22 protein-coding genes and 1 riboswitch are annotated in these 24,698 nt (G+C 42.0%); of the genes, 11 read left to right on the top strand and 11 right to left on the bottom strand.

The window, feature by feature from the left end:
• The first annotated feature begins 141 nt into the window (after nt 1-141).
• Together FHW89_RS02495 and FHW89_RS02490 are read left to right on the top strand one after the other, a co-directional pair.
• Nucleotides 142-717 carry a TetR/AcrR family transcriptional regulator gene (locus tag FHW89_RS02495; RefSeq protein WP_172333416.1) on the top strand — a complete coding sequence of 192 codons (576 nt, stop codon included), beginning with the start codon at nt 142-144 and terminating at the stop codon, nt 715-717.
• On the top strand, nt 714-1,382 hold the full coding sequence (locus tag FHW89_RS02490) for an NAD-dependent epimerase/dehydratase family protein (RefSeq protein WP_172333415.1): 669 nt from the start codon (nt 714-716) through the stop codon (nt 1,380-1,382). Before FHW89_RS02495 ends, FHW89_RS02490 begins: the two co-directional genes overlap by 4 nt.
• Nucleotides 1,383-1,589: 207 nt before the next feature.
• Here FHW89_RS02490 and FHW89_RS02485 read toward each other — a convergent pair whose 3' ends face one another.
• The 5 genes from FHW89_RS02485 to FHW89_RS02465 all read right to left on the bottom strand — a co-directional run bounded on the left by FHW89_RS02485 (nt 1,590) and on the right by FHW89_RS02465 (nt 10,426).
• Nucleotides 1,590-2,930 (bottom strand): hypothetical protein, encoded by a 1,341-nt coding sequence (locus FHW89_RS02485; RefSeq protein WP_172333414.1) that lies wholly within the window; start codon nt 2,928-2,930, stop codon nt 1,590-1,592.
• Entirely contained in the window at nt 2,927-3,559 is a 633-nt protein-coding gene (locus FHW89_RS02480; RefSeq protein WP_172333413.1) for an RNA polymerase sigma factor, read from the bottom strand. The genes FHW89_RS02485 and FHW89_RS02480 overlap by 4 nt, the downstream gene beginning before the upstream one ends.
• 202 nt (nt 3,560-3,761) lie before the next feature.
• The gene (locus tag FHW89_RS02475; protein WP_172333412.1) at nt 3,762-4,799 is read right to left on the bottom strand and encodes a PorP/SprF family type IX secretion system membrane protein; all 1,038 of its coding nucleotides are present in this window, start codon (nt 4,797-4,799) and stop codon (nt 3,762-3,764) included.
• Between the two features lie 3 nt (nt 4,800-4,802).
• The gene (locus FHW89_RS29085; protein ID WP_172333411.1) at nt 4,803-8,903 is read right to left on the bottom strand and encodes a PKD domain-containing protein; all 4,101 of its coding nucleotides are present in this window, start codon (nt 8,901-8,903) and stop codon (nt 4,803-4,805) included.
• Between the two features lie 284 nt (nt 8,904-9,187).
• Nucleotides 9,188-10,426 carry a nucleoside recognition domain-containing protein gene (locus tag FHW89_RS02465; RefSeq protein WP_172333410.1) on the bottom strand — a complete coding sequence of 413 codons (1,239 nt, stop codon included), beginning with the start codon at nt 10,424-10,426 and terminating at the stop codon, nt 9,188-9,190.
• 84 nt (nt 10,427-10,510) lie between these two features.
• Between FHW89_RS02465 and FHW89_RS02460 the strand changes: the two genes are divergently transcribed.
• The 5 genes from FHW89_RS02460 (at nt 10,511) to FHW89_RS02440 (ending at nt 14,667) form a co-directional block, all read left to right on the top strand.
• A complete protein-coding gene (locus FHW89_RS02460) occupies nt 10,511-10,948 on the top strand; it encodes a DinB family protein (protein ID WP_172333409.1) in 438 nt (145 codons plus the stop codon).
• Nucleotides 10,945-11,361 carry a DUF3052 domain-containing protein gene (locus FHW89_RS02455; protein ID WP_172333408.1) on the top strand — a complete coding sequence of 139 codons (417 nt, stop codon included), beginning with the start codon at nt 10,945-10,947 and terminating at the stop codon, nt 11,359-11,361. The genes FHW89_RS02460 and FHW89_RS02455 overlap by 4 nt, the downstream gene beginning before the upstream one ends.
• 91 nt (nt 11,362-11,452) lie before the next feature.
• Complete coding sequence (locus FHW89_RS02450; protein WP_172333407.1) at nt 11,453-11,887, top strand: OsmC family protein; 435 nt, start codon at nt 11,453-11,455, stop codon at nt 11,885-11,887.
• A 110-nt stretch (nt 11,888-11,997) separates the two neighbouring features.
• A complete protein-coding gene (locus FHW89_RS02445) occupies nt 11,998-12,828 on the top strand; it encodes a maleylpyruvate isomerase N-terminal domain-containing protein (protein ID WP_172333406.1) in 831 nt (276 codons plus the stop codon).
• 462 nt (nt 12,829-13,290) lie between these two features.
• Complete coding sequence (locus FHW89_RS02440) at nt 13,291-14,667, top strand: DUF6089 family protein (RefSeq protein ID WP_172333405.1); 1,377 nt, start codon at nt 13,291-13,293, stop codon at nt 14,665-14,667.
• Between the two features lie 104 nt (nt 14,668-14,771).
• On the opposite strand, the gene FHW89_RS02435 is transcribed toward FHW89_RS02440, so the two are convergent.
• Both FHW89_RS02435 and FHW89_RS02430 read right to left on the bottom strand, forming a co-directional pair.
• Nucleotides 14,772-15,155: an SRPBCC domain-containing protein gene (locus FHW89_RS02435; protein WP_172333404.1), complete on the bottom strand. Its 384-nt coding sequence runs from the start codon at nt 15,153-15,155 to the stop codon at nt 14,772-14,774.
• A gap of 36 nt (nt 15,156-15,191) precedes the next feature.
• The gene (locus FHW89_RS02430; RefSeq protein ID WP_172333403.1) at nt 15,192-15,782 is read right to left on the bottom strand and encodes an acetate uptake transporter; all 591 of its coding nucleotides are present in this window, start codon (nt 15,780-15,782) and stop codon (nt 15,192-15,194) included.
• A gap of 102 nt (nt 15,783-15,884) precedes the next feature.
• Between FHW89_RS02430 and gpmA the strand changes: the two genes are divergently transcribed.
• Nucleotides 15,885-16,574 carry a 2,3-diphosphoglycerate-dependent phosphoglycerate mutase gene (gene gpmA, locus FHW89_RS02425; protein ID WP_172333402.1) on the top strand — a complete coding sequence of 230 codons (690 nt, stop codon included), beginning with the start codon at nt 15,885-15,887 and terminating at the stop codon, nt 16,572-16,574.
• Nucleotides 16,575-16,664: 90 nt separating this feature from the next.
• Here gpmA and FHW89_RS02420 read toward each other — a convergent pair whose 3' ends face one another.
• The 3 genes from FHW89_RS02420 to FHW89_RS02410 form a co-directional block, all read right to left on the bottom strand.
• A complete protein-coding gene (locus FHW89_RS02420; RefSeq protein ID WP_172333401.1) occupies nt 16,665-17,900 on the bottom strand; it encodes a homoserine dehydrogenase in 1,236 nt (411 codons plus the stop codon).
• Nucleotides 17,900-18,955: a homoserine O-acetyltransferase gene (gene metX / locus FHW89_RS02415; protein WP_172333400.1), complete on the bottom strand. Its 1,056-nt coding sequence runs from the start codon at nt 18,953-18,955 to the stop codon at nt 17,900-17,902. Before metX ends, FHW89_RS02420 begins: the two co-directional genes overlap by 1 nt.
• Before the next feature lie 79 nt (nt 18,956-19,034).
• Complete coding sequence (locus FHW89_RS02410; RefSeq protein WP_172333399.1) at nt 19,035-20,360, bottom strand: O-acetylhomoserine aminocarboxypropyltransferase/cysteine synthase family protein; 1,326 nt, start codon at nt 20,358-20,360, stop codon at nt 19,035-19,037.
• A 249-nt stretch (nt 20,361-20,609) separates the two neighbouring features.
• Nucleotides 20,610-20,720: riboswitch (SAM riboswitch) on the bottom strand.
• Nucleotides 20,721-20,835: 115 nt separating this feature from the next.
• On the opposite strand from FHW89_RS02410, the gene FHW89_RS02405 reads away from it, so the two are divergent.
• Nucleotides 20,836-21,669 carry a hypothetical protein gene (locus tag FHW89_RS02405; RefSeq protein WP_172333398.1) on the top strand — a complete coding sequence of 278 codons (834 nt, stop codon included), beginning with the start codon at nt 20,836-20,838 and terminating at the stop codon, nt 21,667-21,669.
• Here the strand turns inward: FHW89_RS02405 and FHW89_RS02400 are convergent.
• Nucleotides 21,666-22,781, bottom strand: coding sequence for a PLP-dependent aspartate aminotransferase family protein (locus FHW89_RS02400; protein WP_172333397.1), 1,116 nt, complete (start codon nt 22,779-22,781; stop codon nt 21,666-21,668). The genes FHW89_RS02405 and FHW89_RS02400 overlap by 4 nt on opposite strands.
• An 86-nt stretch (nt 22,782-22,867) precedes the next feature.
• Between FHW89_RS02400 and FHW89_RS02395 the strand changes: the two genes are divergently transcribed.
• On the top strand, nt 22,868-23,395 hold the full coding sequence (locus FHW89_RS02395; RefSeq protein ID WP_172333396.1) for a hypothetical protein: 528 nt from the start codon (nt 22,868-22,870) through the stop codon (nt 23,393-23,395).
• Between the two features lie 87 nt (nt 23,396-23,482).
• The gene (gene mqnE, locus FHW89_RS02390; protein ID WP_172333395.1) at nt 23,483-24,679 is read left to right on the top strand and encodes an aminofutalosine synthase MqnE; all 1,197 of its coding nucleotides are present in this window, start codon (nt 23,483-23,485) and stop codon (nt 24,677-24,679) included.
• Nucleotides 24,680-24,698: the final 19 nt, after the last annotated feature.

Genomic DNA, 24,698 nt, shown 5'->3' with positions numbered 1-24,698 from the left:
CTTCACAGCAAAGGGTTGCCCAACGCATAAAGAATTGTCGTTTTATTTTAATATTTTATGATGTAAGCACTGTTAACCAGAGAAATAATTTGCGGTGGCCGAATTTTAGATACATTTGTAGAGTGATTAGTCAGTTTATATATGGATAAGTCAGCATCAATTCTTTCAACGGCCCTAAAATTGTTTGTACAATACGGGTTTCACGGTACACCCACCAGTAAAATAGCTGTGGAGGCCGGTGTATCAAACGGTACACTTTTTCATTATTTTAAAACCAAAGACGAATTAGTAGTGACCCTGTACAACCAAACAAAAGAGGAGCTGAACACCCATCTGTTTGAAAAGATAGACCAAGGCGAAACTTTTAAAGATAAATTCAGGAACATGTTTGTGTATTCGTTAAAATGGGGGGTTGCACATCCGGAAGAGTTCTTTTTTCTTCAACAATTTCACTTTTCACCACACCTGGCCTTGGTTCCTGCCGAGGATATAGCCAGGCATTCCCAGAAGCATACGCAACTTTTAGAGGGTGCTGTACAGGCCGGAATATTTAAGTATTTACCTACCGAGCTAATTGCCACGCTTGCCTGGAGCCAGATTAACGGGATGTATGAGTTCTTGGTGAAATGCGATCTATGCAGCGACAAAAAAGAGCAGATCATTAACGATGCATTTGATCTCACCTGGTTAATGTTGGTAAACCCTGCAAAATTATGAGAACAAAAATAAGGGCTATTATAACAGGGGCCACCGGAATGGTAGGCGAGGGGGTGATGCACGAATGCCTACAGCACCCCGATGTAGAAGCTGTTCTGCTGATCAACAGGAAAAGCATGAACATTACCCATCCCAAACTTAAGGAGATAATACATGGTAATTTTTTTGATCTTTCGGCTATTGAGCGTGAGTTATCAGGATATAACGCCTGTTATTTTTGTTTAGGGGTATCATCAGTAGGCATCAAAGCCGAGGAGTATTATAAGTTAACTTACACGCTAACCATGCATGTGGGCGAAACGCTGAGCAAACTTAACCCTGGCATGACCTTTTGCTACATCTCCGGAGCCGGAACTGACAGCAATGAAAAAGGCAAAGGCTGGGCCGCCGTTAAAGGAAAAACCGAAAACGATTTGATGAAATTATCTTTTAAGCAGGTATTTGCCTTTCGGCCAGGTTTTATCAGGCCGATAAAAGGTTTGTTGAACACACATAGTTTTTATAAATACATCAACTGGTTGTTCCCCATTGGCAGAGCGTTGTATCCTGCTGGCTTTGTTACTTTGCAGGAGTTAGCCCATGCCATGATCAGCGCTACCAATGATGGCTATGGCAAGCAGATTATAGAAGGGAAAGACATTATTGCTCTGGCTAAAAGCCAGTAAAATAATGTCATCGCGAAGAGGTACGAAGCAATCTCGTAGCTATGCTAACCGTTTAGAACGCGAGGAGATTGCCACGCTGCGCTCGCAATGACAGATTATGGAATAAATGCGTAGGGAATGTCAGTCTGAGCTTGTCGAAGACTCGCGCGCAGAGGCCTGCCCACCATGCTTCGACAAGCTCAGCATGACATCCTTTTTGTTACCCTTTTATTTAGGCCTAGCCGGGTTGATATTCCAGTTTACACCCACAGCAACACCTGTTGACCGGAGGTCAACACGACCAACGCCTATGCCTGTAACCGGGAGTTTCATGTATGGCTGTATAACAGTGCTGAATTTGGAATTGATCCTGCGCTCGTAAGTCGCATTTAAATTCAATACGCCTAACCAATGCTGGTTGCGGCCATCAACCTGAACATCATATGAGGGTTTTGAGCCATCGGCAAATTCAAAATGATAATTTTCGCGCAGCATAATATAGGATGACAAACCACTGCCTATGGCAAACTTGTTTCTTCCCTTGGCATAGAACTGATAATTCAGATTCAGTGGTATATCCAAAACCTTGCAATTGGCGGTTACATAATCGGGCAGATCACTACTTGATCGCCCCTGCCAGGCTATGGAGTTATATTGGCTGCCGGTAGCTTGATATGGCTTAACCGCATATGAAGCACCGGTAGATATACTAAATTTTTTAGACAGATGAATGCCCAGCTGCACACCAAAGTTGGTACCTACCTGGTTACGACTGAATGAATTTACCGCATTCAGATCAGGTGCGGCCATTATGGCAAGTGTAAAGCGTGGGCCTGTCCTTAATATCGGTTTAAGAGATGCCTTATCCTTTTTGGTTTGTTGCACAGGTGGTGTTACTTTACCCGCGGTATCTGGCTGGTTGGTATCCGGCGTGTTGGCGGCCAGGTTATTTTTCGTTTGCGTATCGGTAGAAGCAATCTTTGACGGATCAACTACACTGTTATTTTTATCTGCCGGAACCGGAACAACCTTATTTTTATCGACACTGTCTTTTGTTACTTTGTTGTTCTGCACATATGGAGCCATAGGGCTTTGATCTGCAGGTATATTATTGTTTTGCTGCTTTTGTTTACCTGGGGTAATACCCAATATTGATGATCCTGACTGACTTTTGTTACCATTTACATCACCCTTAGCCAAATTTTCGATACCCGGAGTTACATGTTTAACCGAATCTTTTACAGGCTGAATATTTTGGCCATTATCTTTCACTACAGGTACAGTTGTATCTGTTTTGATTTTTGGTTTAACAGCCAGTTCATCTTTGGGTTTTTCTACTTTATTGTCCCCGTTAAATAAGAACAAGCCTATCGCCAATAATAAAATAGCCGCTATAGCCGCTGAGTAATAAATTATCCTCCTGATGGCGGCCTTTTTACTGGGTTTATTATCCAGCAGGCGCTCCATAGAAGCCCAATCCTCCTCACGAAAAGCAAAATGATCTTCAGAGCCGGATAACCCGTCTTTGAATAGCCGATCTAATTTATTTTCGTTTTTCCCTTCTTTCATCGCATTATTAATTCAAGCAAGTGTGATAATCCAACAGTAAACGCGCCTATTGCAACAATTTTATGCCGGATATCCTCAGAACCATTGTCCGGCAAACGGCCGGAGTTGAGTACCATTGTTTTTAGTTTTTCCCGCGCTTTAAATAAGTTAGATTTTGAAGTACCGGTACTGATACCCAACTGGGCAGCTATTTCTTCGTGCGAGAAACCTTCAATAGCAAACAAGTTAAACACGGTACGGTAGGCATTCGGCAGCTGCTGGATCATACCCAGCAGGTCATCATAATTTAGTTTTTGGTCGGGCAGTTCATCATGGCCTATATCTTCGGCAGCATCCAGATCATCATTAAGTGATAGTTTAAGGTTACTCCTGTAATAATCAACCGAGGTATTCATCATAATACGGCCAACCCAGGCAATGAACGGCCGCCCCGTATCATATTTATTCAAATTAGTGAATACTTTTAAAAAACCCTGATTCATGATCTCCGACGCCTCATAGCGGTTACCTGCATATCGCAGACATATGCTCATAGCAAAGCCATAAAACGCCTTGTAAAGCATTTTCTGATCCTTTCGGTTTTGCTGCAAACAGCCCGCAATAAGTTGTTGTAGTTCCGCCTCTCCCATATAAGGGGTAATAATGGGTTAAATTGTACTAATATTTATCATTTTTTCAGTTATCACGTAGCCTGATAATAAAAGGTTGCCTGCACAATTCATTTTTTTTAAAAATATATGATCAGTTAAAAAACCACTAAACCCAGGGGCGAAGAATCTATGGGTAAATGTACTAAAATTAAGTATAAAGACATTTCAAATTTCTCCCTGACTAGTAAAAATCATAACAACGCCGCGAACCTTCAAATTTACGATAGGTATCAGAGCGGGATGGCAGTGTAGTTTCATACCCGATACTCCCCTCTGATGAACCGCTGGTATTACTGTAATTTAAACCACCGAAGGGAGCATCATGACTAACCCCTAAACGCAGCTTTTCGCCGGCATCGTGATGGACAAAAATATCAAATATCAGCGAGAGTACCACCGCACTTGGCCCTGCCGATCCGCCGGTACGGTACCACAGGCCAGCATTGATGCTTCTCCGTTTAAACTGCATACCTGCATTGATAGATTGCGCGCTGGCTTGTTTATATAAGATAACCGATGGTATCAGGAATGATTTTTCGTCCTCATCAAGATTAGCGTAAGGATTCAGATCAAGGCGGTAACTCGCGTGGGCTGTGACACGCATGGGTAACTTGGCCGGAATACCTGTAAACGATTCATTGGGGCGATTGATGTGTTGTAATGCGCCGCCGATATTAAAATCGCTGATCACAAGGTTAATACCCGCACCAGCATCAAAATAATAGCGGTTATCAAAAAGTGGCGGTTCCGCGGCGGTAGGGGTGCCCGGTATATAGCCAAACTGCGGGTCTATCTGATCGCTGAACACCAGTTTATTGTAATTGACCGACCGATTGGTAATGCCCGCCTGCAAGCCAAACGACAATACAAAATCATCTGAACCAACGCTGTAGGAGTAAACACCGGCTATATTATTTTTAACCAATCCGGCAGCGCCCTCGCTGCCACGGGTAAACAATAAACCTACACCACCGCCAAACCGTGGAATATTATAATCAACAGATGCCGTGATATAATTAAACCCCCCCGGTACCGAGGTATACTGATTACGGTAGATAAGGTTCATCCGCAAATCGCCGGGGAACTGGCCATTCAACGCAGGGTTTAAGTATACCGGTGAATTAAAGAATTGCGAATACATATGATCCTGGGCAAAAGTTATCATGCCTGTCAGCAGTGCTGCAAAAAATAAAATACCTTTTTTTAATGGGTTGCGCATCTGCTATCGTATTAAATTGATGGTACCTGTACGTTTGGGCAGCGAGTTGTTATAACTCATGCCTTTCCACTCCGTTCCGTTGATAAATGTTGCTGAGGCCTGCCATATATAAACACCTTGCTGTACCGGTGCCCCCCTGAAAGTTCCGTCCCAACCGTCGCCACTAACAGGTGTACCTTTGTAATCATCCAGTTTATCGGTTTCCCACATCAGCTGCCCGTAATTATTGTACACCTGCAGGTGCCATTTTTTGATACCTGAGCCCTTGGCTATAAACTTTTGTAGCTCAGTTGAACCACTGGTGGGCATAAAAGCATTGGGCAGATAAAGTTGTCCCGGAATGCCCGTGATATGAACCTTGTGCGAAATAACACTATCGCAACTGCCCCGATAAGTAGTTAGCGTTACTTTATAAGTGCCTGTATCAATATAGGTATGGGCAGGATTTTGATTGTTAGAGGTTTGCCCATCTCCAAAATCCCAGTGCCATTGCGTGGGGCCATTGGTGCTTTGATCAACAAAAGTAAAGCGGTAATTAGGTATACTGATAGTGGTATCCGGCTTAACCCCAAACGCGGTAAAAGGCGGCGGGTTTACCGTGATATAAGTATTTTTAATCAGTGTGGCCGTACATCCGGTTACAGGGTTGGTAACCAGCAATGTAACCGTATATGGCGTATTGCTAAACTGATAAGTATGCGGGGCCGGGTTTTGCTCAAACGCGTGTGCGCTCCCATCACCAAAATCCCAGTCGTACTGGTAAGAGCTCGCGCTGGAATTTCCATCCGGCGCTTGTGTGCTATTGGTAAAATTTACCACCAGCGACTTACAACCTGTAGTAGCATCGGCTGTAAAAGCAGGTAAGGGTAATGGATTAACCGTTACCGTTACTTTATCCGACTCGATAGACGAACAGCCATTAGCCGCCGTAATGGAAACCCTGTAAACACCCGCCGCGGTAAATGTATAAGCAAATGTACTGCCCAAACCACCGGCAGTTAAATGGGTAACATTACCATTAGGATCATAAATATTATAGGTAAACGTATCACCACCGGTTGAGGCATTTACAAAGCTGGTAGCAAAAGGAGCGCAGCCCGTGTTATTATTATCGGTCACAAAGGTTTTTGCTACAAAATCTGGTGGCGATACGGAGATGGGCCATTCTATACTTTTTGTAGTATTACCGCAAAGATCTTCGGCTACCATATACAACTTAAACAATTTGGCTACTGTTGAAGTTACGGTGAAAACAACCGAAGTTTTATCGGTCTTTGTTACAGGAGGCAGAACGTCCTGCTGTGTGGCCGGGTCATATAGGTGATAAGTATAGGTCTTATTATTACCCGGCGATGCATTCTGAACGGTTACATCAAATGGAGAACAACCACTTAGCGGACTTGGAAGAATAAGTGCCACCGGTGATGCAGGGTGCACAGTGATTGTAGTTGTAGCAGCAGGTACATTTCCGCAGGAACTTACCAAATTCAAAGTTACTGTATATGTCTTATCCTTACCATCGGTACCCGGTGCAAAGGTATGGGTAGGGTTTACTTCGGTTGAGTTAGTACCGTCGCCAAAATCCCAGGTAAAGCTGCTGCTGAGCGGTACGGAGGTGTTAGTGAATTGAACAGGTAACGCCCCGCAACCAGAGGTTACACTGGCAGTAAAGCCTGTTGTAATATGTGCAGGTAAAACATGAACAGTTAAAGTAAAAGGATCGCCGTTACAGTTACTGCCCGTAGCCTGTATAATATAGGTGACTACAGCGAAATTGGATGGATCGCTGTTGGTGATCACATCGTTGATAAAAGAACCACTGCCGTTGGTATAACCCGTAGCCGATGGCGAAGTGTTGGCAGGATCAATTGTCCAGGTAAAAGAGCTATTGGGTTTAGAAGCTGTTATATGATAATTAAGGGCAGTTCCCGAACACAGATTATTAACCGTAGGGGCGCTGGTGATCACCGTTTGAGGTTCAATAAGTACCGTTACCGTACTTATCACCTTATCGCAGGGAACGGGCAGGGTAGTGGTACCGGCTAATGCAAATGTAACCTTCCCGGCGGCTATATCGGCGGCTGATGGCGTATAAGTAGTAACCAATGCGTTAGCATTGTTAAAAGATCCCGTACCGCCTGTCCATGTCTGACTGGTTATGGTGCCACTTAATACAGTACCTGTTAAATTAATATCCGATCCCGCGCAAACTGTCGGGGGGGCGGCAGTGCTAATGGTTGGCGATATTTGAAAAGTAAGGTGCTGGGTAGCTGTTGCCGGTGGGCCGCAATTATTTTTTACAGCAACAGTAATGGTATAGGTGCCGGCGTCTTTAAATAATATCTGCGGATATTGAGAATTAGCGGTGGTTCCGCCGGTAAAATCAAACGCGCCGCCACTTATTGTCCAGGTGTAGGAATCAGGTTTCAATTCACCTATACCGTCCAAAACCGTGTGGGTAATACCGGCATCGGTATTAAATTTAAGGGTTTGGTTAATACCGCATACCTGTGCATCTGCCGAAAGTTGGGCAGTTGGCGTATCATCAACTGTTATGGTTTGCGCGGTACCTAAAACCGGACCGCAGCTTTTGGTATTGATAATAAGGTTAACCCGGTAAACACCTGCTTTAGAAAAAACCATATGTGGTTGCTGACTATTAGCGTCTGTATTATCTGCGTAAGTAAGGCTTCCTGCTGGCGCATCCGTTATCCATTGATAGGCATTGGTATTATTACAATTGGCATCAATAACCGATGTGTTATCGGGTATTACGGTTAAAGGCCCGCAGCCAGATTTCACCGGGAAATTAAACTGTACTGTTGGTGGATTCTGGATACAAATTTCCCGTGTAACATCGGCAGCCCCGCAAATACCGGCGGTATTTTGTAACACCAGCCTTACTTTATGTATACCCTGTGTAGTAAAGGTGTAAATGAAGGGCTGGGTAGCTCCATAATTTTGAACCTTCAACACATCATCAACATACCAAGAATACTTAGCATCCGTATTAATACAACTTGCCGAAGTATTGGTAGTGCTGCCAGATTGCCCCGGATAGGAGGTATTGGCAAAAGTAACAGGTGTATTTACACATCCTACATCATTATTGGAAAACTTATTTTCGGGTGGGGTAAGTACCTGCGCATATTGAGTTGCAGGAGTGCCTATATCACCGCAATACGTGCTGGTAAGCTGTAAATTAACGCCAAAAACGTTCTTAACTGTATTGTTAACGATACTGCCGCATGACGACGCGGTATAAGTATGTACAATTTTACCACCTTGTGCAATAATTTGGCAAAGCGTAAAGGTGCTGCTTGTACCATCTCCCCAGGATACCTTGTAAATATGGCCCGGGTAGTTATTCTGCAAACCTGTTTCCGGCGATGTGATATCGGCATTAAATGTTAGTTCGCCGCTGCCGTTTGACAAACATACCGAGGTAATACCCGTAGCCCCCAAAACACGATTGGCTACGTTATTCATAAGCAGGTACGACTTTGTACCTACAACACCGCCGTTTACCGCTTTAACGGTTACCGTATAATTAGCAGCCTTAGCGTTAAAAACCCCGTTGGGCGAAATGCTGACAACGCCACCTTCGACCGTTTGTGCCAGGTCATTAAAAAAGGTTGCCGTAACAGATGTTCCCGATGCCGATTGATTTAAGAAAGTATAAGCTGTAGCAGCATTAGGCCGGCCGTTACATGTACCAAACACTTCGGGATATTGCGGATTGATGATCTGGGAACTTACCGCGGCAACCACCCCGGCCACATTATTAACAGTAAAGGCCGAAGAGGCCGCGCTGGTAACAGCGGGTACTGTAGATACCACCCTTAATTGATATCCGGTTCCGGATGGCGTTCCGGCAGGGATAATACCGTTTACAAATGTGGCATAAAAGCCGCTGATACTACCTATCTTTTGTTGTGATCCGAAATTCCCATTGGCATCTGATAAGTAAAGATCAAACTCATTGTTTGCGGCAAAACAATCAGAATTACTCAGTTTTATAGATATGCTAATGGTTGAGCCCGAACCATAGGGTCCCGCATCAACAGTACCAATATTGATGGTTTGAGCTGCGGCGGATGACACAAGTAGACAGAGAAGAGCTAAAAAAAATAATTTTTTAGTGTACTTTATGTTCATTAAAAATTGGTTTCACAATGATTAAATGCTTCTTAACTCACCATCCTATTAAGGTGAATTTGGGGGCAAAACAATTATCAAGCGAAAACAGCTAACGTGAAGCAGGTTTCACGGTTGCCGAATCCGTACTCTTATACGGAATATTTTTACTGCTGGTTACAAAAAAAGAGAAGGATATGAGGGAAAATTAACTTGTTGGAAAATATCGAAATCTATTGAAAATTAAATTATTAACCAAAAAACAAATAGGCCACCAGAATAGCGGCAATAACGCCGGCACAATCGGCTAGCAGGCCTGCCGGAATAGCATAACGGGATCTTTTTATACCTACCGATCCAAAGTAGAGGGCTACAATATAAAAGGTAGTATCGGCCGAGCCATTAAATACACAAGCCAGGCGCCCGGCAAAGCTGTCAACCCCAAAAGTTTGCATAGTATTGATCATCATGGCTTTCGATCCCGAACCACTCAGAGGTTTCATATAAGCAACCGGCATAGCATCCACAAAACGGGTATTGAGGTTAAATTGAATACATACCCAGCGCAAGCCATCGTTCATATAATCCAAAGCGCCACAGCTTCTAAAAACACTGATGCCAACCAGCATGGCTACCAGGTACGGTATTATTTTCACCGAGGTTTCAAACCCGGCTTTAGCTCCATCAATAAAAGCATCAAATACATTGATCTTTTTGATCAGCCCGCCCAAAATAAACATTACGGGTATGGTGAACAGCAAAAAGTTACTGCCTATGTTTGATACCGCGCTGATTTGCACTTTGGTTAAGTAATGGGTAAAGCACCAAACCAGCAAGGTTATAAAAGCGGTTAAGCCGCCCAGCCAGGTTATGATCACCCTATCCAAAAGGTTTATTTTTTGTTTAACCGCCACCACAAGCAGACCAACCACAGTGGCTACATACGTAGCGATAATACAGGGTATAAATACATCGGTAGGATTGGCGGCATTTAGTATGGCACGCTGCGCTATAATGGTAACGGGCAATAATTGTAAGCCCGAAGTATGCAGCACCAGGAACATGATCTGGGCGTTTGAGGCCGACTCTTTATCCGGGTTTAACTCCTGCAGGCTGCCCATAGCTTTTAAACCCAGGGGAGTGGCAGCATTATCAAGTCCTAATAAATTGGCCGAGAAGTTCATGAGCATTTGCCCGGTAGCCGGGTGGTCGCGGGGTACCTCGGGGAAAAGCCTGCTGAAGAAAGGTCCTACAATTCGCGAAAGAAAATTAATGGCACCCGCCTTTTCGCCAATATTCAATATGCCCAGCCAAAATGCCATGGCACCAACCAATGGCAACGCGATATCCATTACCGATGATTTTGAGGAACTGAATATACCATCAACCAATAACTTAAACGCTTCTGCATCACCAAAAAATATTAGTTTGACAAAAGCAACCACAAAGGCGATCAAAAAAAAGGCTATCCAGATATAGTTAAGGACCATCGGCTATGTTTAAGGCTTTGAAGTTAATGGTTTTGTTATTTAATATGAAATAACAATCTTTAAATACTATTTGATTAAAGCAAAATGAACCACGTTGTACAGGAATTAACCGATACCATTGATGAATTTCAGGATATCCGATTACAGGCGATTGACTGGGAAACCTGGCCAGCTCCCGGCAAGTGGTCAAAGAAAGAGATCTTGGGCCATTTGATCGATAGCGCGCAAATTAACCTGCAAAGATTTATACGCTGCACCTACGAAGAAAACTTCAGGCTTACTTATGAACAGGATGCCTGGGTAAGTGTGCAACGCTACCAGGATACAGAGGTTAATGACATCATCGATCTTTGGATACTGTTGAACAAACAGATCATCAGCGTATTAAAAAATTATCCTTTGGATAGGGTAGATGCCCGCTGCGACAACAGCAAATCGGAACCAAACCTGCAAACCGTAGCCTGGCTGGCTAATGATTATGTGGAACATTTAAAACACCATATGCGGCAGATTGCACCATGACCGGATATTCAGGAACACCACTGGCAAAAAAGCTGGGCATCAAACCAGGCTTCAAGATTAAGCTGATCAACGCGCCCGCTTATTATATGGAATTGTTTACCGATTTGCCATCGGGGCTATATTTTGATGATACCCCAGGCCCGCAAAAGGATTTTATCCATTTCTTTACTTTAAATAAGGATGAGCTGCTGATCAGGCTGCCCTTACTGAAAAGGCAGATCAAAGCAGATGGCATGATATGGGTTTCCTGGCCCAAAAGGGCCTCTAAAGTAACAACTGATGTGACGGAAGATCTGGTAAGGGGTACCGCTCTTAAAAGCGGACTGATTGATATCAAAATTTGCGCAGTAGATGAAACATGGTCGGGCTTAAAATTAGTGATACCTGTAAAAGACAGGAAACCATCAGTTTAAGATCATTTTTATCAAAAACAATATAAAGCGGCCCGGCTGTACTTTATTAAGCGCCCGCAAATACGTAACTTAGCCTTACAATATATTCAATATGCCTAATAAAATAGAACTTAAACGTGTACACGGCGATTTCGGGTTTGAAGCGGTTGACGCTAATGGCCACACTGTAAAAATGGATAGCAGTCCTGAGAGTGGCGGTGAAAATTTTGGTGTTCGCCCAATGCAGATACTGTTAATGGGCCTGGCAGGCTGCTCGGCCATTGACGTGATCAGTATTCTTAAAAAACAACGTCAGGAAGTAAAAGATTACAAAATGATAGTTAACGGCGAGCGTGAAGCCGGTAAAGAACCCTCATTATGGGAGGATATTGAAATTGAATTTCATTTATACGGCGACATTGACGAAGATAAAGCGGCCCGCGCGGTCGAACTCTCGTTAACCAAATACTGCTCTGTTGCAGCTACCTTGGGTAAAGCCGGTGCTGATATTAAATCAAAAGTTTTTGTACACCCTGCTGTAATATAGTTCATGGTTCATTGTTGATGGTTCATGGACACAGATTGAAGAATGTAGTTACTACGAACCTTGTGGATTCAGATGTAGCTCCTATGATCTATGAACCATCAACTACAACTATGAACACTATCCCCATACCAACCATACACCTTTTTCCAATTCTGGATCAATTGCTCATTGAACTGCTCAGATCCTTATTGCCCGAAGATTGGAACAAACCTACTGTAGCTAAATTATGGACGGTAAAGGATGTCACTGCGCATCTTTTGCATGGCAATGTGCGTACGATATCTTCCAAACAATCATTTACCGGTGATACGCCTCCTGTTATTAACAGCTATAATGATCTGGTTAGTTTTATCAATAATGAGAACGCCGTTTGGGTAAAAGCGATGAAACAGGTAAGCCCTGATCTGCTGATACAACTACACGAAACAACCGGTAAACAGTTCGTTGATGAATTAGCATCTTTAGACCCTTTTGCCAATGCCCGCTTTTCTGTAGCCTGGGCAGGAGAGGAGCAATCGGCCAATTGGTTTCATATAGCCAGGGAGTATACCGAAAAGTGGCACCATCAACAGCAAATACGCGATGCGGTAAACAAACCGGGTATTATGCGCCGCGAGTTATTTTATCCTTGCATGGCCACTTTTATGCATGCATTGCCGCATACATATCGTCATGTACAAGCTCAAGAAGATACTTTAATTAAAATAATCATTGAAGGTGAAGCGGGCGGCGAATGGTATATAAAAAGAAGTAACAACAAATGGATTATTGCTCCGGAAACCAACAACCCGGCAGATTGCACCGTCAGCATCAAACCAGATATTGCCTGGAGACTTTTCACCAAAGCCATTACACCAGTAGCGGGTTTACAAAATTCAATATTACAGGGTAATACTCAACTGGGTGAAAAAGTATTTGATACTATAGCCGTTATGGCTTAATGTGTATTTATTATTTATAATAACATTTATTTAATAATTAACAATACAATATATATCTTCAAATAAAAACCTTATTATTGTTTAAATTTCATCCAAATTTCATCTTCTGGGTTTCAGGAGGTTTATGAACAATATACCTATAGTTAATTATTGTATAGTTTAATATATACAAATTATAAGTTTTGAATACAGATTGTACTGTTTTTTACTCATTAACTATCCGATACAAAAAGTCAATAATTAATAATTCCAACCCGTTAAAACACGGGTTTTTCCCTTGTTCAGGCGATGCTCTTAAAAGGGGCTCTATCAGTTGTTTATACTCAATTTTTGACTCTTTTACCTTAAAATGAACCTTCATTTTAACTTGTCGGCTGATTTAGAAATTAGACAGCTGGCATTAATGTTGCCAAATGGGGGTATGGTTTATTCAACAGTAAACCAATAATTAAACACAACGATATGAAATCAAATTTAAAAAAATCCACGCTGCTTCTAACAGCACTTATGGTAGGTGGTAAACTATTTGCCCAATCACCTGACTCTACGGCTTCGAGCTATGATTATGTAAAACCTTTTTCAGGTGGCGATAAATTACGTACGTGGTCTATAGGTGTACACGGTGGCATGTTAACCCCTTATACCATCTTCGGCACCAATAGCAGACAGGATTTTAAAAATCCAACCGAACAACTAGGTTACGGTGCTTATATTAAAGATCAGATCCTGCCTTCATTAGGTATACAAGCTGATTTCTTACGCGGTAAAGTAAAAGGTAACAACAGCGCCCAGCTAGATGGATCAGGTAATTCTATTTACAGCTCATTTAGCACCCAGATCAATTGGTCGGCGGCGTTAAGCGCAAACATTACTCTGGCTAACATTAACTGGCGCCATGACAAACCATTTATTCAGCCTTATTTAACTGTAGGTGGTGGATATATGAGCTACAAACAAAAACTCATCAACACGGCAGGTCAGGAAACCAACTTCAGAACAGATGGAAAATCTACCAAGGAAGTTTTTATCCCGGTTGGTCTTGGTTTGAAGTTTGACATCGCTCCGGGTGTAAACCTTGATTTGGGTTACCAGGTTAACTTTGTACAATCTGACAACTTTGATGGTAACAACTACGGATCAGGTAACGACAGATTTTCTTATGCACACATCGGTTTAGAGTTTGCTTTGGGTAGCCGTAAAAAACCACAAATGGCAACACACAACCCGGTATCATCAATGCGTAAAGAATACTTATGGGAAAATCAACAAACCAAAACTGCATTACAACGTGAAATTGATGCAGAAAGAGCTAAAAACGACCAGTTAAGAAATGATTTGAACACTACTAATGCTAACCTTGCCAAATTAACAACCGATAGTGATGGCGATGGAGTTCTGGATATTAATGATAAATGTCCAAATACACCTTCTGGTACAAAAGTAGATGGTTCTGGCTGTCCATTAGCTAAACCGGTTATCGTGGTAACTGAAGAAGATAAAAAAGTTGTTAAAGACGCGATCAAAAATCTTGAGTTTGATTTAGGTAAATCAACTATCCGCGCTCACTCATTACCAAGCTTAGACAGGGTTGCTAATTTATTGATTGAGAAAAACTTTAGCTTAAAATTAGCAGGTCATACTGATAACACAGGTTCAAAAGATCTGAACATGAGATTATCAAAAGACCGTGCAGAGTCAATCAAATCTTACTTAGTAAGTAAAGGTGCCAACGCATCACGTATTGAAGCTACTGGTTATGGACAAACACAACCAATTGCATCTAACAAAACAGCTGCAGGCCGTCAGGCAAATCGCAGAGTTGAGTTCACACTATATTAATAGTTGAATTTCAGTTTAGATACAATCTATCAAACAAAAAAGCCGCTCATTTGAGCGGCTTTTTTTATTACCCTTATATCATTGCAATGACGCTTTTTTTATTATTATTCTCCTTCAAAAAAGTCTATCAGGCCACCAAAATAGCTGTTATTCCAGCCGTCAACCATATCATCAAAGTCAGTATCTGGGATATTAGTGTGTCTCAGTTCTACCGATGATCCTCCTTTATCAGTGTGTAGTTTAATTGTTACTATGGAGTTATCAGATTCGCCTTCAAAATACCATTGTTGTACGATCTTCTTGTTTGGCTCAAATTCCAAATTTTTGCCAGTGATACTGCCATCCCACATCGAAAATTCAGAACCTGGTTCGGTTGACATTTCTGCGATTTCACCAGTCCATAATTCTATGGTGATCGGATTGGTCAGGGCCATATAGATCTCTTCGGGAGTGGCCGGTATATTGTAATATTTTTTAAAATCTTTCACCTGCGCAATTTAGCAGAATTAATTTTAGCTTTTAAATTAAACATTAACCGGACCTATGGGTAATATAACCCTGCCATAAACTTCATTTAACACATTGGCAATACCTGTATATATAGCCGATGCGCCGCAAATAATTCCTTCATACCCGGCCAGATGTTTTATACTATTGTTACCTGTGGCATCGCCGGCAACCAGCAAAAAGAATAGTATGGTTAAAGAAGCGAATACAAACTGCAATGCACGATTGAGCTTTAGTGTACCAAAAAACAATAGTAAAGTAAATATGCCCCATACACTTAGATAAGCACACATAGCGCCTTCTGAAGGCGCAGCACCCCAGCCCAGTTTTGGCATTACAATTAAACCTACTAATGATAGCCAAAAGAAACCATAAGAGGTAAATGCAGTTAAACCAAACGTATTGTTCTTTTTGGCTTCAATTACGCCGGCTATTACCTGGGCTAATCCGCCGTAAAATATACCCATGCATAGAATCATCGTATTCATCTCAAAGAAACCGGCATTATGGATGTTTAACAATACGGTGGTCATACCAAAGGCACAAAGCCCAAGAGGAGCGGGGTTGGCAATGCCATCTTTAACTGCTACAGGTGTTGTAGGAATCATAATAGGTTAGATTTTAAATTGGTTCACCGCAATCTAACTGATTTATAAATATTAAGCAAATTTTTGCAACTCAAGAGCTACTTTTATGTTAAGTATTTACCTATGCAGAAATTAGTATTGATACGCCACGGCGAAAGTGCCTGGAATTTGGAAAACCGCTTTACCGGCTGGGAAGATGTTGACCTTTCGGAAAATGGTTATATACAGGCCAGAAATGCGGGCAACATCCTTAAAAAGAATGGTTATAAATTTGATGTCGGTTTCACCTCTTATCTTAAACGATCCATCAAAACCCTGCATTTTATTTTAGAGGAATTAGATCATCTCTGGATACCGGTTGAAAAATCGTGGCGGCTAAATGAGCGTTTTTATGGCGCGCTGCAAGGTATGAATAAAGATGAAGCTATAGCCCGGTACGGACCCGAACAAGTTCATAAATGGCGACGCGACCCCAATGAGCATCCACCGGCAATTACCAAAGATGATCTGCGTTATCCAGGTCACGATCTGCGGTATAAAGGACTCACTGAAAGAGAACTACCTCTAACTGAAAACTTGAGCGAAACTATGGATCGGGTTTTACCTTTTTGGAACGAGCGCATTGTAAAGGCTATGCGGCGCAATCAAAAGGTAGTGATCGTTGCTCATGGTAACAGCTTGCGATCCCTGGTAAAATATATTGATTTGCTGAGTGATGAAGACGTCAGCAATCTTGAGATACCCACAGCTACGCCATTAGTGTATGAGCTTGATGAGGGCTTGAACCGGATAAAACATTATTACCTCGAGTAGAAGATATTCAGGTTGAATAATTAAACACAGGTAATGCGGCTCCACATTATTTTATCGTAGAGACACATTACATGCGTCTACTGGATAATATTAAACGGCCTCTGCAGTTTGTTCAACCGTCGCGGCTAAAGTCACCCCGGTAAGCTGATCAGCAAAAGCGATGAAGGCTTTACTCTCAGAAATAAGATCCTGGTTATCGATCAGGTCCTGCAGGTTAACTTTTCCGATAACAAACTTATAGCTACCTGAATAATAACGCTCCTGTATATGCTTAAAGTTTAATGCTTCAACCAGGCTTTCGTCGTCATATCGTAGGTAAATATTCAGTTCGATATTATTGGTAAAGTTAAGATCGGTTTTTTCTTTGGCCTTCTTATACTCATACTGGTAGTTATAACGTAAGGCCGCGATATCAGACAACACCGCCGATCCGGTAGGATGGCCCCCCGCGCCTTTACCAAAAAAGAATTGCTGGTCGGCAAATGCGGCTTGTACAGTTACGCCGTTGTATTCATACTCTACATTATATAAAAACTCCGTTTCGTTTACAAATTTGGGTAGTACAAACAGGGCCACATTATGTTCATCCAGCTCTTTGGCTACCGGAACCAATTTGATCTTCAGGTTCTTTTCGCGGGCATATTGCAAGTCTTGTGCGCCCAGGTTTTGTATACCGAAGTTAAACACTTCGTCGGGCTGTACAATTACACCGTAGGCATGCGCAGCAGCTATTACCAGCTTGTATTTGGCATCAAAACCGCCAACATCACTGGTTGGATCTGTTTCTGCAAAGCCAAGGTCTTGGGCTTGTTTCAGTGCGCTGTTATAATCCAGGCCCTCTATAAAACCTTTTGAAAGTATATAATTTGATGAACCGTTAAAAATACCGCTGATTGAGTGCAGCAACTCGTTATCATAATACTCTTCCAGGTTACGAATGATCGGGATACTACCGCAAACCGCGCCCTCATATAATAAAGATGTCCCGTATTTATGCTGTATTTCGATCAGTTCCTCCAAATGAAGGGCGATCATTTTTTTACTGGCCGAAACCACATTTTTACCAGATTTTAATGCTCTTGATACAATTTCAAAAGCAGCCTCCGTATCATTGATCAGCTCTACAATAGTATTGATCTCCGGGTTGTTCAATAGCTCGTCCCGGTCTGTAGTAAACAAATGTGCAGGCAAAGAACGCTCTTTATGCGGATCCTTGATGGCAAATTTTACAATTTCAATGTTTAAATTTTTGGTTTTAACGATGTCATAAAGTCCTTGCCCAACAACTCCAAATCCAAATAATCCGATATTTAACTTCTTACTCATTACGCTGTACGTTGTAATTCTATAATTTTTCCTTTTACATCAGTTTTAAAAAACGATGTGATAATATTTGTTAATGCTTCTGTTTCAATTAAAAACCCATCGTGTCCATAAAATGAATCAAGCTCAGCAAAGGCTGATTTGGGGATATGGTTAAATAAGTATTTCTGTTCTTCAAGCGGGAACAGCACATCCGAATGGATACCGATTACCAAAGTACGGGCCTTGATCAGGCTTAAAGCCTTTTCAACTCCGTGACGGCCGCGCCCCACATTATGCGAATCCATGGTTTTGGTCAGATACCAGTAACTATAGGCATTAAACCGGTTCACCAGTTTTTGCCCTTGGTAGCTTTGGTAGGTTGACGCACGGTAATCATCTGTTTTATCATCGCTTTCTTCCTGCTGGGTTATGGAATAAGTTTTATAGCCACGATAGGAGAGCAGGGCGATGCTTCTGGCCGCTTTAAGTCCTTTTTGACCACCATCGGGCGTATTGGCATAAAAAGTACGGTCGGTTGTAATAGCCAAACGTTGCGACTCGTTAAACGCTATTCCCCATGGTGAATGACGCGCGTTGGTAGCTATCAGGATCAGGTTTTTGATTCGTTCAGGCTCTGTAATAGCCCACTCAACAGCCTGTTGCCCCCCAAGTGACCCACCTACCAAAATATGTATATGATCAATCTGTAAATGGTCTGCAAGCAACTGATGTGCTTTTACAATATCCCTGATGGTAAATTGAGGGAATGCCTGATAATAAGGCTGCCCGCTTACCGGGTTAATACTTAAAGGATTACTTGTACCATAAGGCGAACCCAGAATATTCGCGCACACAATAAAATGTTCTTCGGGATTGAAAAGATAACCTGTACCCACCAGCCCCTTCCACCAATCAAATACGTCGGCATTGGCTGTGAGAGCATGACAGACCCAGATCACATTGTCCTTAGCTTTATTTAACCGGCCATAAGTATGAAAACCTATTTCCAGATCCTGTATCTGCTGACCCGATTCAAATTCAAATGCTTCTGTGTACTTAAATATTTCTGTATTCATTATTCTATTATTCGAGTTTTAAGCAGTGCGTGTTGAGTTTCTATTTTCAACTCACCACTCACTGCTCACCACTCACTTATTATACTAACTCTGCAGCAAGCTGCTCTACTTTGGCAAATGCCTGTTCAAAATCGGCCTTGATGTCATCAATATGTTCGATGCCTACCGATACCCTTAATGATGTTGGTGTAACGCCCGCAGATAACTGTTCTTCGTCAGAAAGCTGCTGGTGCGTTGTAGCCGATGGTTGGATGATCAGCGTTTTGGCATCACCTAGGTTAGCCAAATGACTTACCAATTGTAAACTATCAATAAAATGACTTGCCTGTTGTTTGTCGCCTTTGATCTCAAAGGACAATACAGCACCAAATCCATTTTTTAAATATTTTTTTGCCAGGGCATGATATGGGGATGAAGCAAGGCCCGGATAACTAACCTTAGCTACCTGCGGATGTTGCTCCAGCCATTTGGCCAGTTCTAAAGCGTTATCTACATGGCGCTGTACACGCAAAGACAACGTTTCCAAACCCTGTATATTCAACCAGGCGTTAAACGGTGATTGCGATGGACCGAAATCTCGCAAACCTTCCACACGGGCACGTATAATAAATTGGATATTGCCAAAACGGCCGTCAATACCAAATACATCGGCAAATACTAATCCGTGGTAACCTTCAGATGGTTCAGTAAACTGAGGAAATTTTCCGTTACCCCAATTGTAGTTACCACCATCAACTATAATACCGCCAATGCTGGTTCCGTGACCGCCGATCCATTTAGTGGTTGATTCTACCACGATATGAGCACCATGCTCCAAGGGGCGGAATAGGTAACCTGCCGCACCGAATGTATTATCAACGATCAGCGGTAGATCATGCTTTTTAGCCAGGGCTGCTACTTTTTCAAAATCGGCTATAGCAAAACCCGGGTTACCTACAGTTTCCAGGTAAATGGCCTTTGTTTTATTATCGATTAAAGCCTCCAGATTTTCGGCGGTATCATCTTTGGCAAAGCGAACATCGATGCCTAATCGCTTAAAAGCTACTTTAAACTGATTGTATGTACCGCCGTACAGGAAAGGGGAGGTCACGAAGTTATCGCCAGCCTGTAATATATTATTTAGTGCTAAAAATTGTGCTGCCTGCCCGGATGCTGTGGCTAAGGCTGCAACACCGCCTTCTAAAGCCGCTACCCGTTTTTCAAAAACATCGGTAGTGGGGTTCATTAAGCGGGTGTAGATATTACCAAACTCCTTGAGCGCGAAAAGATTAGCACCATGCTCCGCATTTTTAAATACGTATGATGTGGTTTGATAAAGTGGTACAGCACGTGAGCCTGTTGTTGGATCAACCTCCTGACCGGCGTGTAATTGAAGGGTTTCGAATTTTAAATTGTTGGCAGACATAGTTGTAAGATTGAAATGTGTTTAATTAATTTTTTACTGTTTTGATGGATTTTTAACGGGCGGGTAAATAAACTTTACCTGTTTGTTGCAACACGTGTTTTCCGGGATCAGAAAAAGAGGACGCGTCCAGTGGATCAGCAGCAACACATACACATACTGCTAATATTTAAGCAAATAGGTTGTATGTTACCGTTTGAGGTATTAAAAATGTGGCGCTGACTAAATTTAATTAAACTTTTCATGGTTATAAATTTATATTCCCCGGGGTTATTTTCCGGGACAGGAATTGGCACCTTCTCCAATTTTGGAGGGTTGCCAGCGGGTCATTGAGCCTGATCTCTCGCCGCTTCTTTATAAATCAAAACCCGAACTATCGCGGAGAATTGATCAATGGTATCGCTACCAAATATTGTTGCAAATATAGGGTGATATAAATTAAAAAACCAAATTAAATTTTAGTAACTTGTTTTAACCAATGAATACCTGCGTAAAAAAGTGCATTTTCTTACTTATTAGTCTTTTATACTCATTAGCCAGTTTTGGGCAGATCAAAGAAGATACTGCTCTAATAAAACCTGAATTAATTGAAAAAGACTCTCTGTTTGTAAAGCGGTTAGCTCATGTATATAAAAATGCTCCGGCCAGTATACTACCATTGTTTAATGCAGTAAACCGAAAAAGTAATGACCTTGGTTTTAATTATTACTCAGTTCGTGGCATTTACGAAATCGGGTATTTATCCATTCGCTATCATTTTATTTTCTTTAAAGATAAGTTGATCAGTTATGAACTAAGCTCTCTTTTACCATTTGACAGCCGATTAACAAACAGGTACAGAGAAATTTGCTCACTACTATTTGAGCCCGGCAATGGTTATTTCACTAAGCCTGTTTATTACAAATACGATGAGATGGTAAAGCCTTTAAATACGAACACAAAACAATATACAACAGATAAAAAAATACAATTTTTAATGACACCGTACTCGGGTGAGATATATGGTGTTTATGCTTTTATGGGGTATTCCCCCATTTTACTTGAAAATCGACGTAATTATAACGCCATTAAAGATAAGATCACTCCCGAAATTGAGCTCATGTTACTTTACAGTAAAAATCCTGCTACACGTTTATCGGCAATTGAATATTACTATCAACACCCGGAACAATTTATAAAGGATAAAGACAGGTATGAAAAAAGGGTCAAGGCCATATATGCGGAATCTCCTTTAATTGAAACAGTTGTTGCAGACCGTCCCTCTACACAAAATGCAGAAGAAATGGTGAAACTATTTGCAGCCTGGCATTAATCCAAAGCTTGTTTCAAATCCGCTATCAGATCATCAATATGCTCTAAACCAACTGATACTCTAAGCAGGTTTCTAGGAGTTTTAGTGTCCGGACCTTCAACGGTTGCGCGATGCTCAATCAGGCTCTCCACACCGCCCAAACTGGTGGCACGGGTAAACAACTTGAGTTTGTTAATGATGTTATGCGTATCGTTTTCATCGCCCTTAACAATAAAAGATAACATGCCTCCAAAAGCCAGCATTTGTTCTTTAGCAATGGTATGTTGTGGATGTGAGGGTAAACCTGGATACATTACCTGATCAACTTGAGGATGCTGCTCTAAAAACTCAGCCAGCAGTTGCGCGTTTTGTACATGGCCTTTAACCCGGTAAGGTAGCGTTTTAATGCTGCGGGCCAGGTAATAACAATCAGTTGGAGAGGGGATTGCGCCCCCCATTTCCTGTACCTGCCGTATTTTTTGCCACCATTCACTTTTTTCGGCTGTGATCAGCGCGCCGCCCATCAGGTCGCTGTGGCCGCCAAAATATTTGGTTGCGGAGTGCATTACCAGGTCGGCGCCCAAAGCAAGCGGTTGCTGACATATCGGCGTGGCGAAAGTATTATCGCAAACCACTTTAATCCCTTTCGCTTTGGCAATAGCGACAACCTTTTTAATATCGGTTATTTTAAGTAAGGGGTTCGATGGCGTTTCCAACCATATCACTCCTGTTTCTGGCCTGATGTGCTGCTGCAACACCTCTGTATCGTTTACATCGATAAAATCAAAAGTTAAAATTCCGGCAAACAGGTTTTTAAGCTGGTTGCGCAATCCATGATACATATCATCAGGCGCTATAACATGCGTACCTGGAGGCAGCGACTGGAATACAGACATACCAGCAGCATTACCAGATGAAAAAGAAGCCGCATCTGCACCATTCTCTAGCTTAGCCAATACATTTTCTAGCGACCAGCGGTTGGGGTTTGATGACCTGCTATAGATATGTCCGCCCGGGAAATCACCATCAATACCACGTTCAAAAGTGGTAGATAATATAATAGGCTGTATTACTGCTTTTGACGATTCGTCCTTTTTATTCCCGGAGTGGATAGCTATAGTTTCAATCTTCATTTGGCCAAATTAAATAAGATTATTTTTATAAGGTGTAACGGGGGGCATAATTTTTGCGTAATATTCTAAAATACCCCCCTGTAATCATGAAAAATTTTTATTTCTCGTTAATTATTGCTTCGTTACTGCTAAGCAGTTGCAAGAAAGACAACATTGCTAATGAAAGTGAGTTTAATAAAAGCTATAACGCTTGGTTAAGCTTTAAAAGTAATGCGCACAATTCCTATCTCTATACCTCGAACTCCGGATCCGTTTTCGGTTATGGGTCAGAGACTAAAATCAGTGTAATTAATGGTAAGATAGTTTCAAGGGATTTTATTTCAACCCAACTTAAGCGAAACGGCACAGCTCAAAAAGACACGTTAAAACAATGGCATGAAGATGCTGATCATATCAACACACATCCTAACGATGCAGGCGAATCACTTATATTAGATGATGTTTACCAAAAAGCCAAAACGGTTTGGCTTAAAGCCGATAAGAAAGCCAATGACATTTACTTTGAAGCGAAAAATAACGGTATGATATCCAGTTGCGGATTTGTTCCCAAAGGGTGTCAGGACGATTGTTTTAACGGCATCAACATAAGCCTGATTACCCCTGTGCAATTTTAGTGTCATTTACTTCCATCCGCTTTGCAATGAATTATCTCATAAAGCATAGTTTTATGCTTTTTAGTACATTTGCGCAAAGTTTTTTCCATGGAAGCTGAAGGTAATTTACAGTTATTATTACAAAATCCGGATCTATCCGCTGATTTAAAGCACATTGCCGAAAAAGTTCTTAATAACGAACGCATCACCTTTGATGAAGGTGTGATATTATATGAGCAGGGCGACCTGGGTTATTTGGGCGTTTTAGCCAACTACATCCGCGAGAAACGGCATGGTCATAAAACTTATTTCAACCGTAATTTTCATATCGAGCCAACTAATTTGTGTGTTTATGACTGCAAATTTTGCTCGTACTCTCGCTTGCTGAAGCAAAAATCAGAAGGCTGGGAATATACCATGGACGAAATGTTTAACATGGTGACCAAATATGATGGTGAACCCGTAACCGAAGTGCATATAGTAGGTGGCGTTTTGCCACAATACGACGTACCTTTTTACCAGGAGCTTTTTAGCCGTATCCGCGCTCATCGCCCGGAACTGCATATCAAGGCATTAACACCTGTTGAATATCATTATATATTTAAAAAAGCCAAAATTGACTATGCTACAGGTATGCGCCTGATGCAGGAAGCTGGTTTACAGTCAATTCCCGGCGGTGGTGCCGAGATTTTCCATCCCGAGGTTCGTGACCTGATATCCAAAGATAAATGTACCGGCGACCAATGGCTGGCTATTCATGAAGAATGGCACAAGCTGGGTGGCCGCTCCAATGCTACTATGCTTTATGGTCATATAGAAAAGTTCTGGCACCGGGTTGATCATATGGAACGCCTGCGCCAGTTACAGGATAAAACTGGAGGCTTCCAAACCTTTATACCGTTAAAATTCCGCAACCAGGATAATCAAATGTCGCACGTGCCCGAGTCAACCGTGGTTGAGGATCTGCGTAACTATGCGGTGGCACGTATCTACCTTGATAATTTTGATCATATTAAAGCTTACTGGGCTATGATCAGTCGTACTACGGCACAACTATCCCTAAACTTTGGAGTTGATGATATTGACGGTACGTTGGATGATACTACTAAAATATATTCTATGGCTGGTGCCGAAGAACAGCACCCGGGCATGAGCACCAAACAATTGGTAGAACTGATCAAAAATATTGGCCGACAGCCTATTGAGCGCGACACTTTATATAATGTAGTAACCGACTATACTAATTTTGAATTCCCGGAAACTGAGCCAAAACCTCAGTATTACAAGTTGCCTGTAATTAATTGATGGTGAAAGGCGAAGGGTG

Source organism: Mucilaginibacter sp. SG564 (genome assembly GCF_013149275.1).
Classification (GTDB): domain Bacteria; phylum Bacteroidota; class Bacteroidia; order Sphingobacteriales; family Sphingobacteriaceae; genus Mucilaginibacter.
This window is presented reverse-complemented; position numbering and strand designations above follow the sequence as displayed.

Bases quoted from the DNA above. Each gene is read 5' to 3' on its own strand.
- FHW89_RS02395 (WP_172333396.1), top strand. From the start codon at position 22,868: ATGAAAAATTTTTATTTCTCGTTAATTATTGCTTCGTTACTGCTAAGC.
- FHW89_RS02445 (WP_172333406.1), top strand. From the start codon at position 11,998: ATGAACACTATCCCCATACCAACCATACACCTTTTTCCAATTCTGGAT.
- gpmA (WP_172333402.1), top strand. From the start codon at position 15,885: ATGCAGAAATTAGTATTGATACGCCACGGCGAAAGTGCCTGGAATTTG.
- FHW89_RS02400 (WP_172333397.1), bottom strand. From the start codon at position 22,781: ATGAAGATTGAAACTATAGCTATCCACTCCGGGAATAAAAAGGACGAA.
- FHW89_RS02480 (WP_172333413.1), bottom strand. From the start codon at position 3,559: ATGGGAGAGGCGGAACTACAACAACTTATTGCGGGCTGTTTGCAGCAA.
- FHW89_RS02475 (WP_172333412.1), bottom strand. From the start codon at position 4,799: ATGCGCAACCCATTAAAAAAAGGTATTTTATTTTTTGCAGCACTGCTG.
- FHW89_RS02410 (WP_172333399.1), bottom strand. From the start codon at position 20,360: ATGTCTGCCAACAATTTAAAATTCGAAACCCTTCAATTACACGCCGGT.
- metX (WP_172333400.1), bottom strand. From the start codon at position 18,955: ATGAATACAGAAATATTTAAGTACACAGAAGCATTTGAATTTGAATCG.
- FHW89_RS02405 (WP_172333398.1), top strand. From the start codon at position 20,836: ATGAATACCTGCGTAAAAAAGTGCATTTTCTTACTTATTAGTCTTTTA.
- FHW89_RS02450 (WP_172333407.1), top strand. From the start codon at position 11,453: ATGCCTAATAAAATAGAACTTAAACGTGTACACGGCGATTTCGGGTTT.
- FHW89_RS02495 (WP_172333416.1), top strand. From the start codon at position 142: ATGGATAAGTCAGCATCAATTCTTTCAACGGCCCTAAAATTGTTTGTA.
- FHW89_RS02455 (WP_172333408.1), top strand. From the start codon at position 10,945: ATGACCGGATATTCAGGAACACCACTGGCAAAAAAGCTGGGCATCAAA.
- FHW89_RS02465 (WP_172333410.1), bottom strand. From the start codon at position 10,426: ATGGTCCTTAACTATATCTGGATAGCCTTTTTTTTGATCGCCTTTGTG.
- FHW89_RS02490 (WP_172333415.1), top strand. From the start codon at position 714: ATGAGAACAAAAATAAGGGCTATTATAACAGGGGCCACCGGAATGGTA.
- FHW89_RS02440 (WP_172333405.1), top strand. From the start codon at position 13,291: ATGAAATCAAATTTAAAAAAATCCACGCTGCTTCTAACAGCACTTATG.
- FHW89_RS02420 (WP_172333401.1), bottom strand. From the start codon at position 17,900: ATGAGTAAGAAGTTAAATATCGGATTATTTGGATTTGGAGTTGTTGGG.
- FHW89_RS02460 (WP_172333409.1), top strand. From the start codon at position 10,511: ATGAACCACGTTGTACAGGAATTAACCGATACCATTGATGAATTTCAG.
- FHW89_RS02430 (WP_172333403.1), bottom strand. From the start codon at position 15,782: ATGATTCCTACAACACCTGTAGCAGTTAAAGATGGCATTGCCAACCCC.
- mqnE (WP_172333395.1), top strand. From the start codon at position 23,483: ATGGAAGCTGAAGGTAATTTACAGTTATTATTACAAAATCCGGATCTA.
- FHW89_RS02485 (WP_172333414.1), bottom strand. From the start codon at position 2,930: ATGAAAGAAGGGAAAAACGAAAATAAATTAGATCGGCTATTCAAAGAC.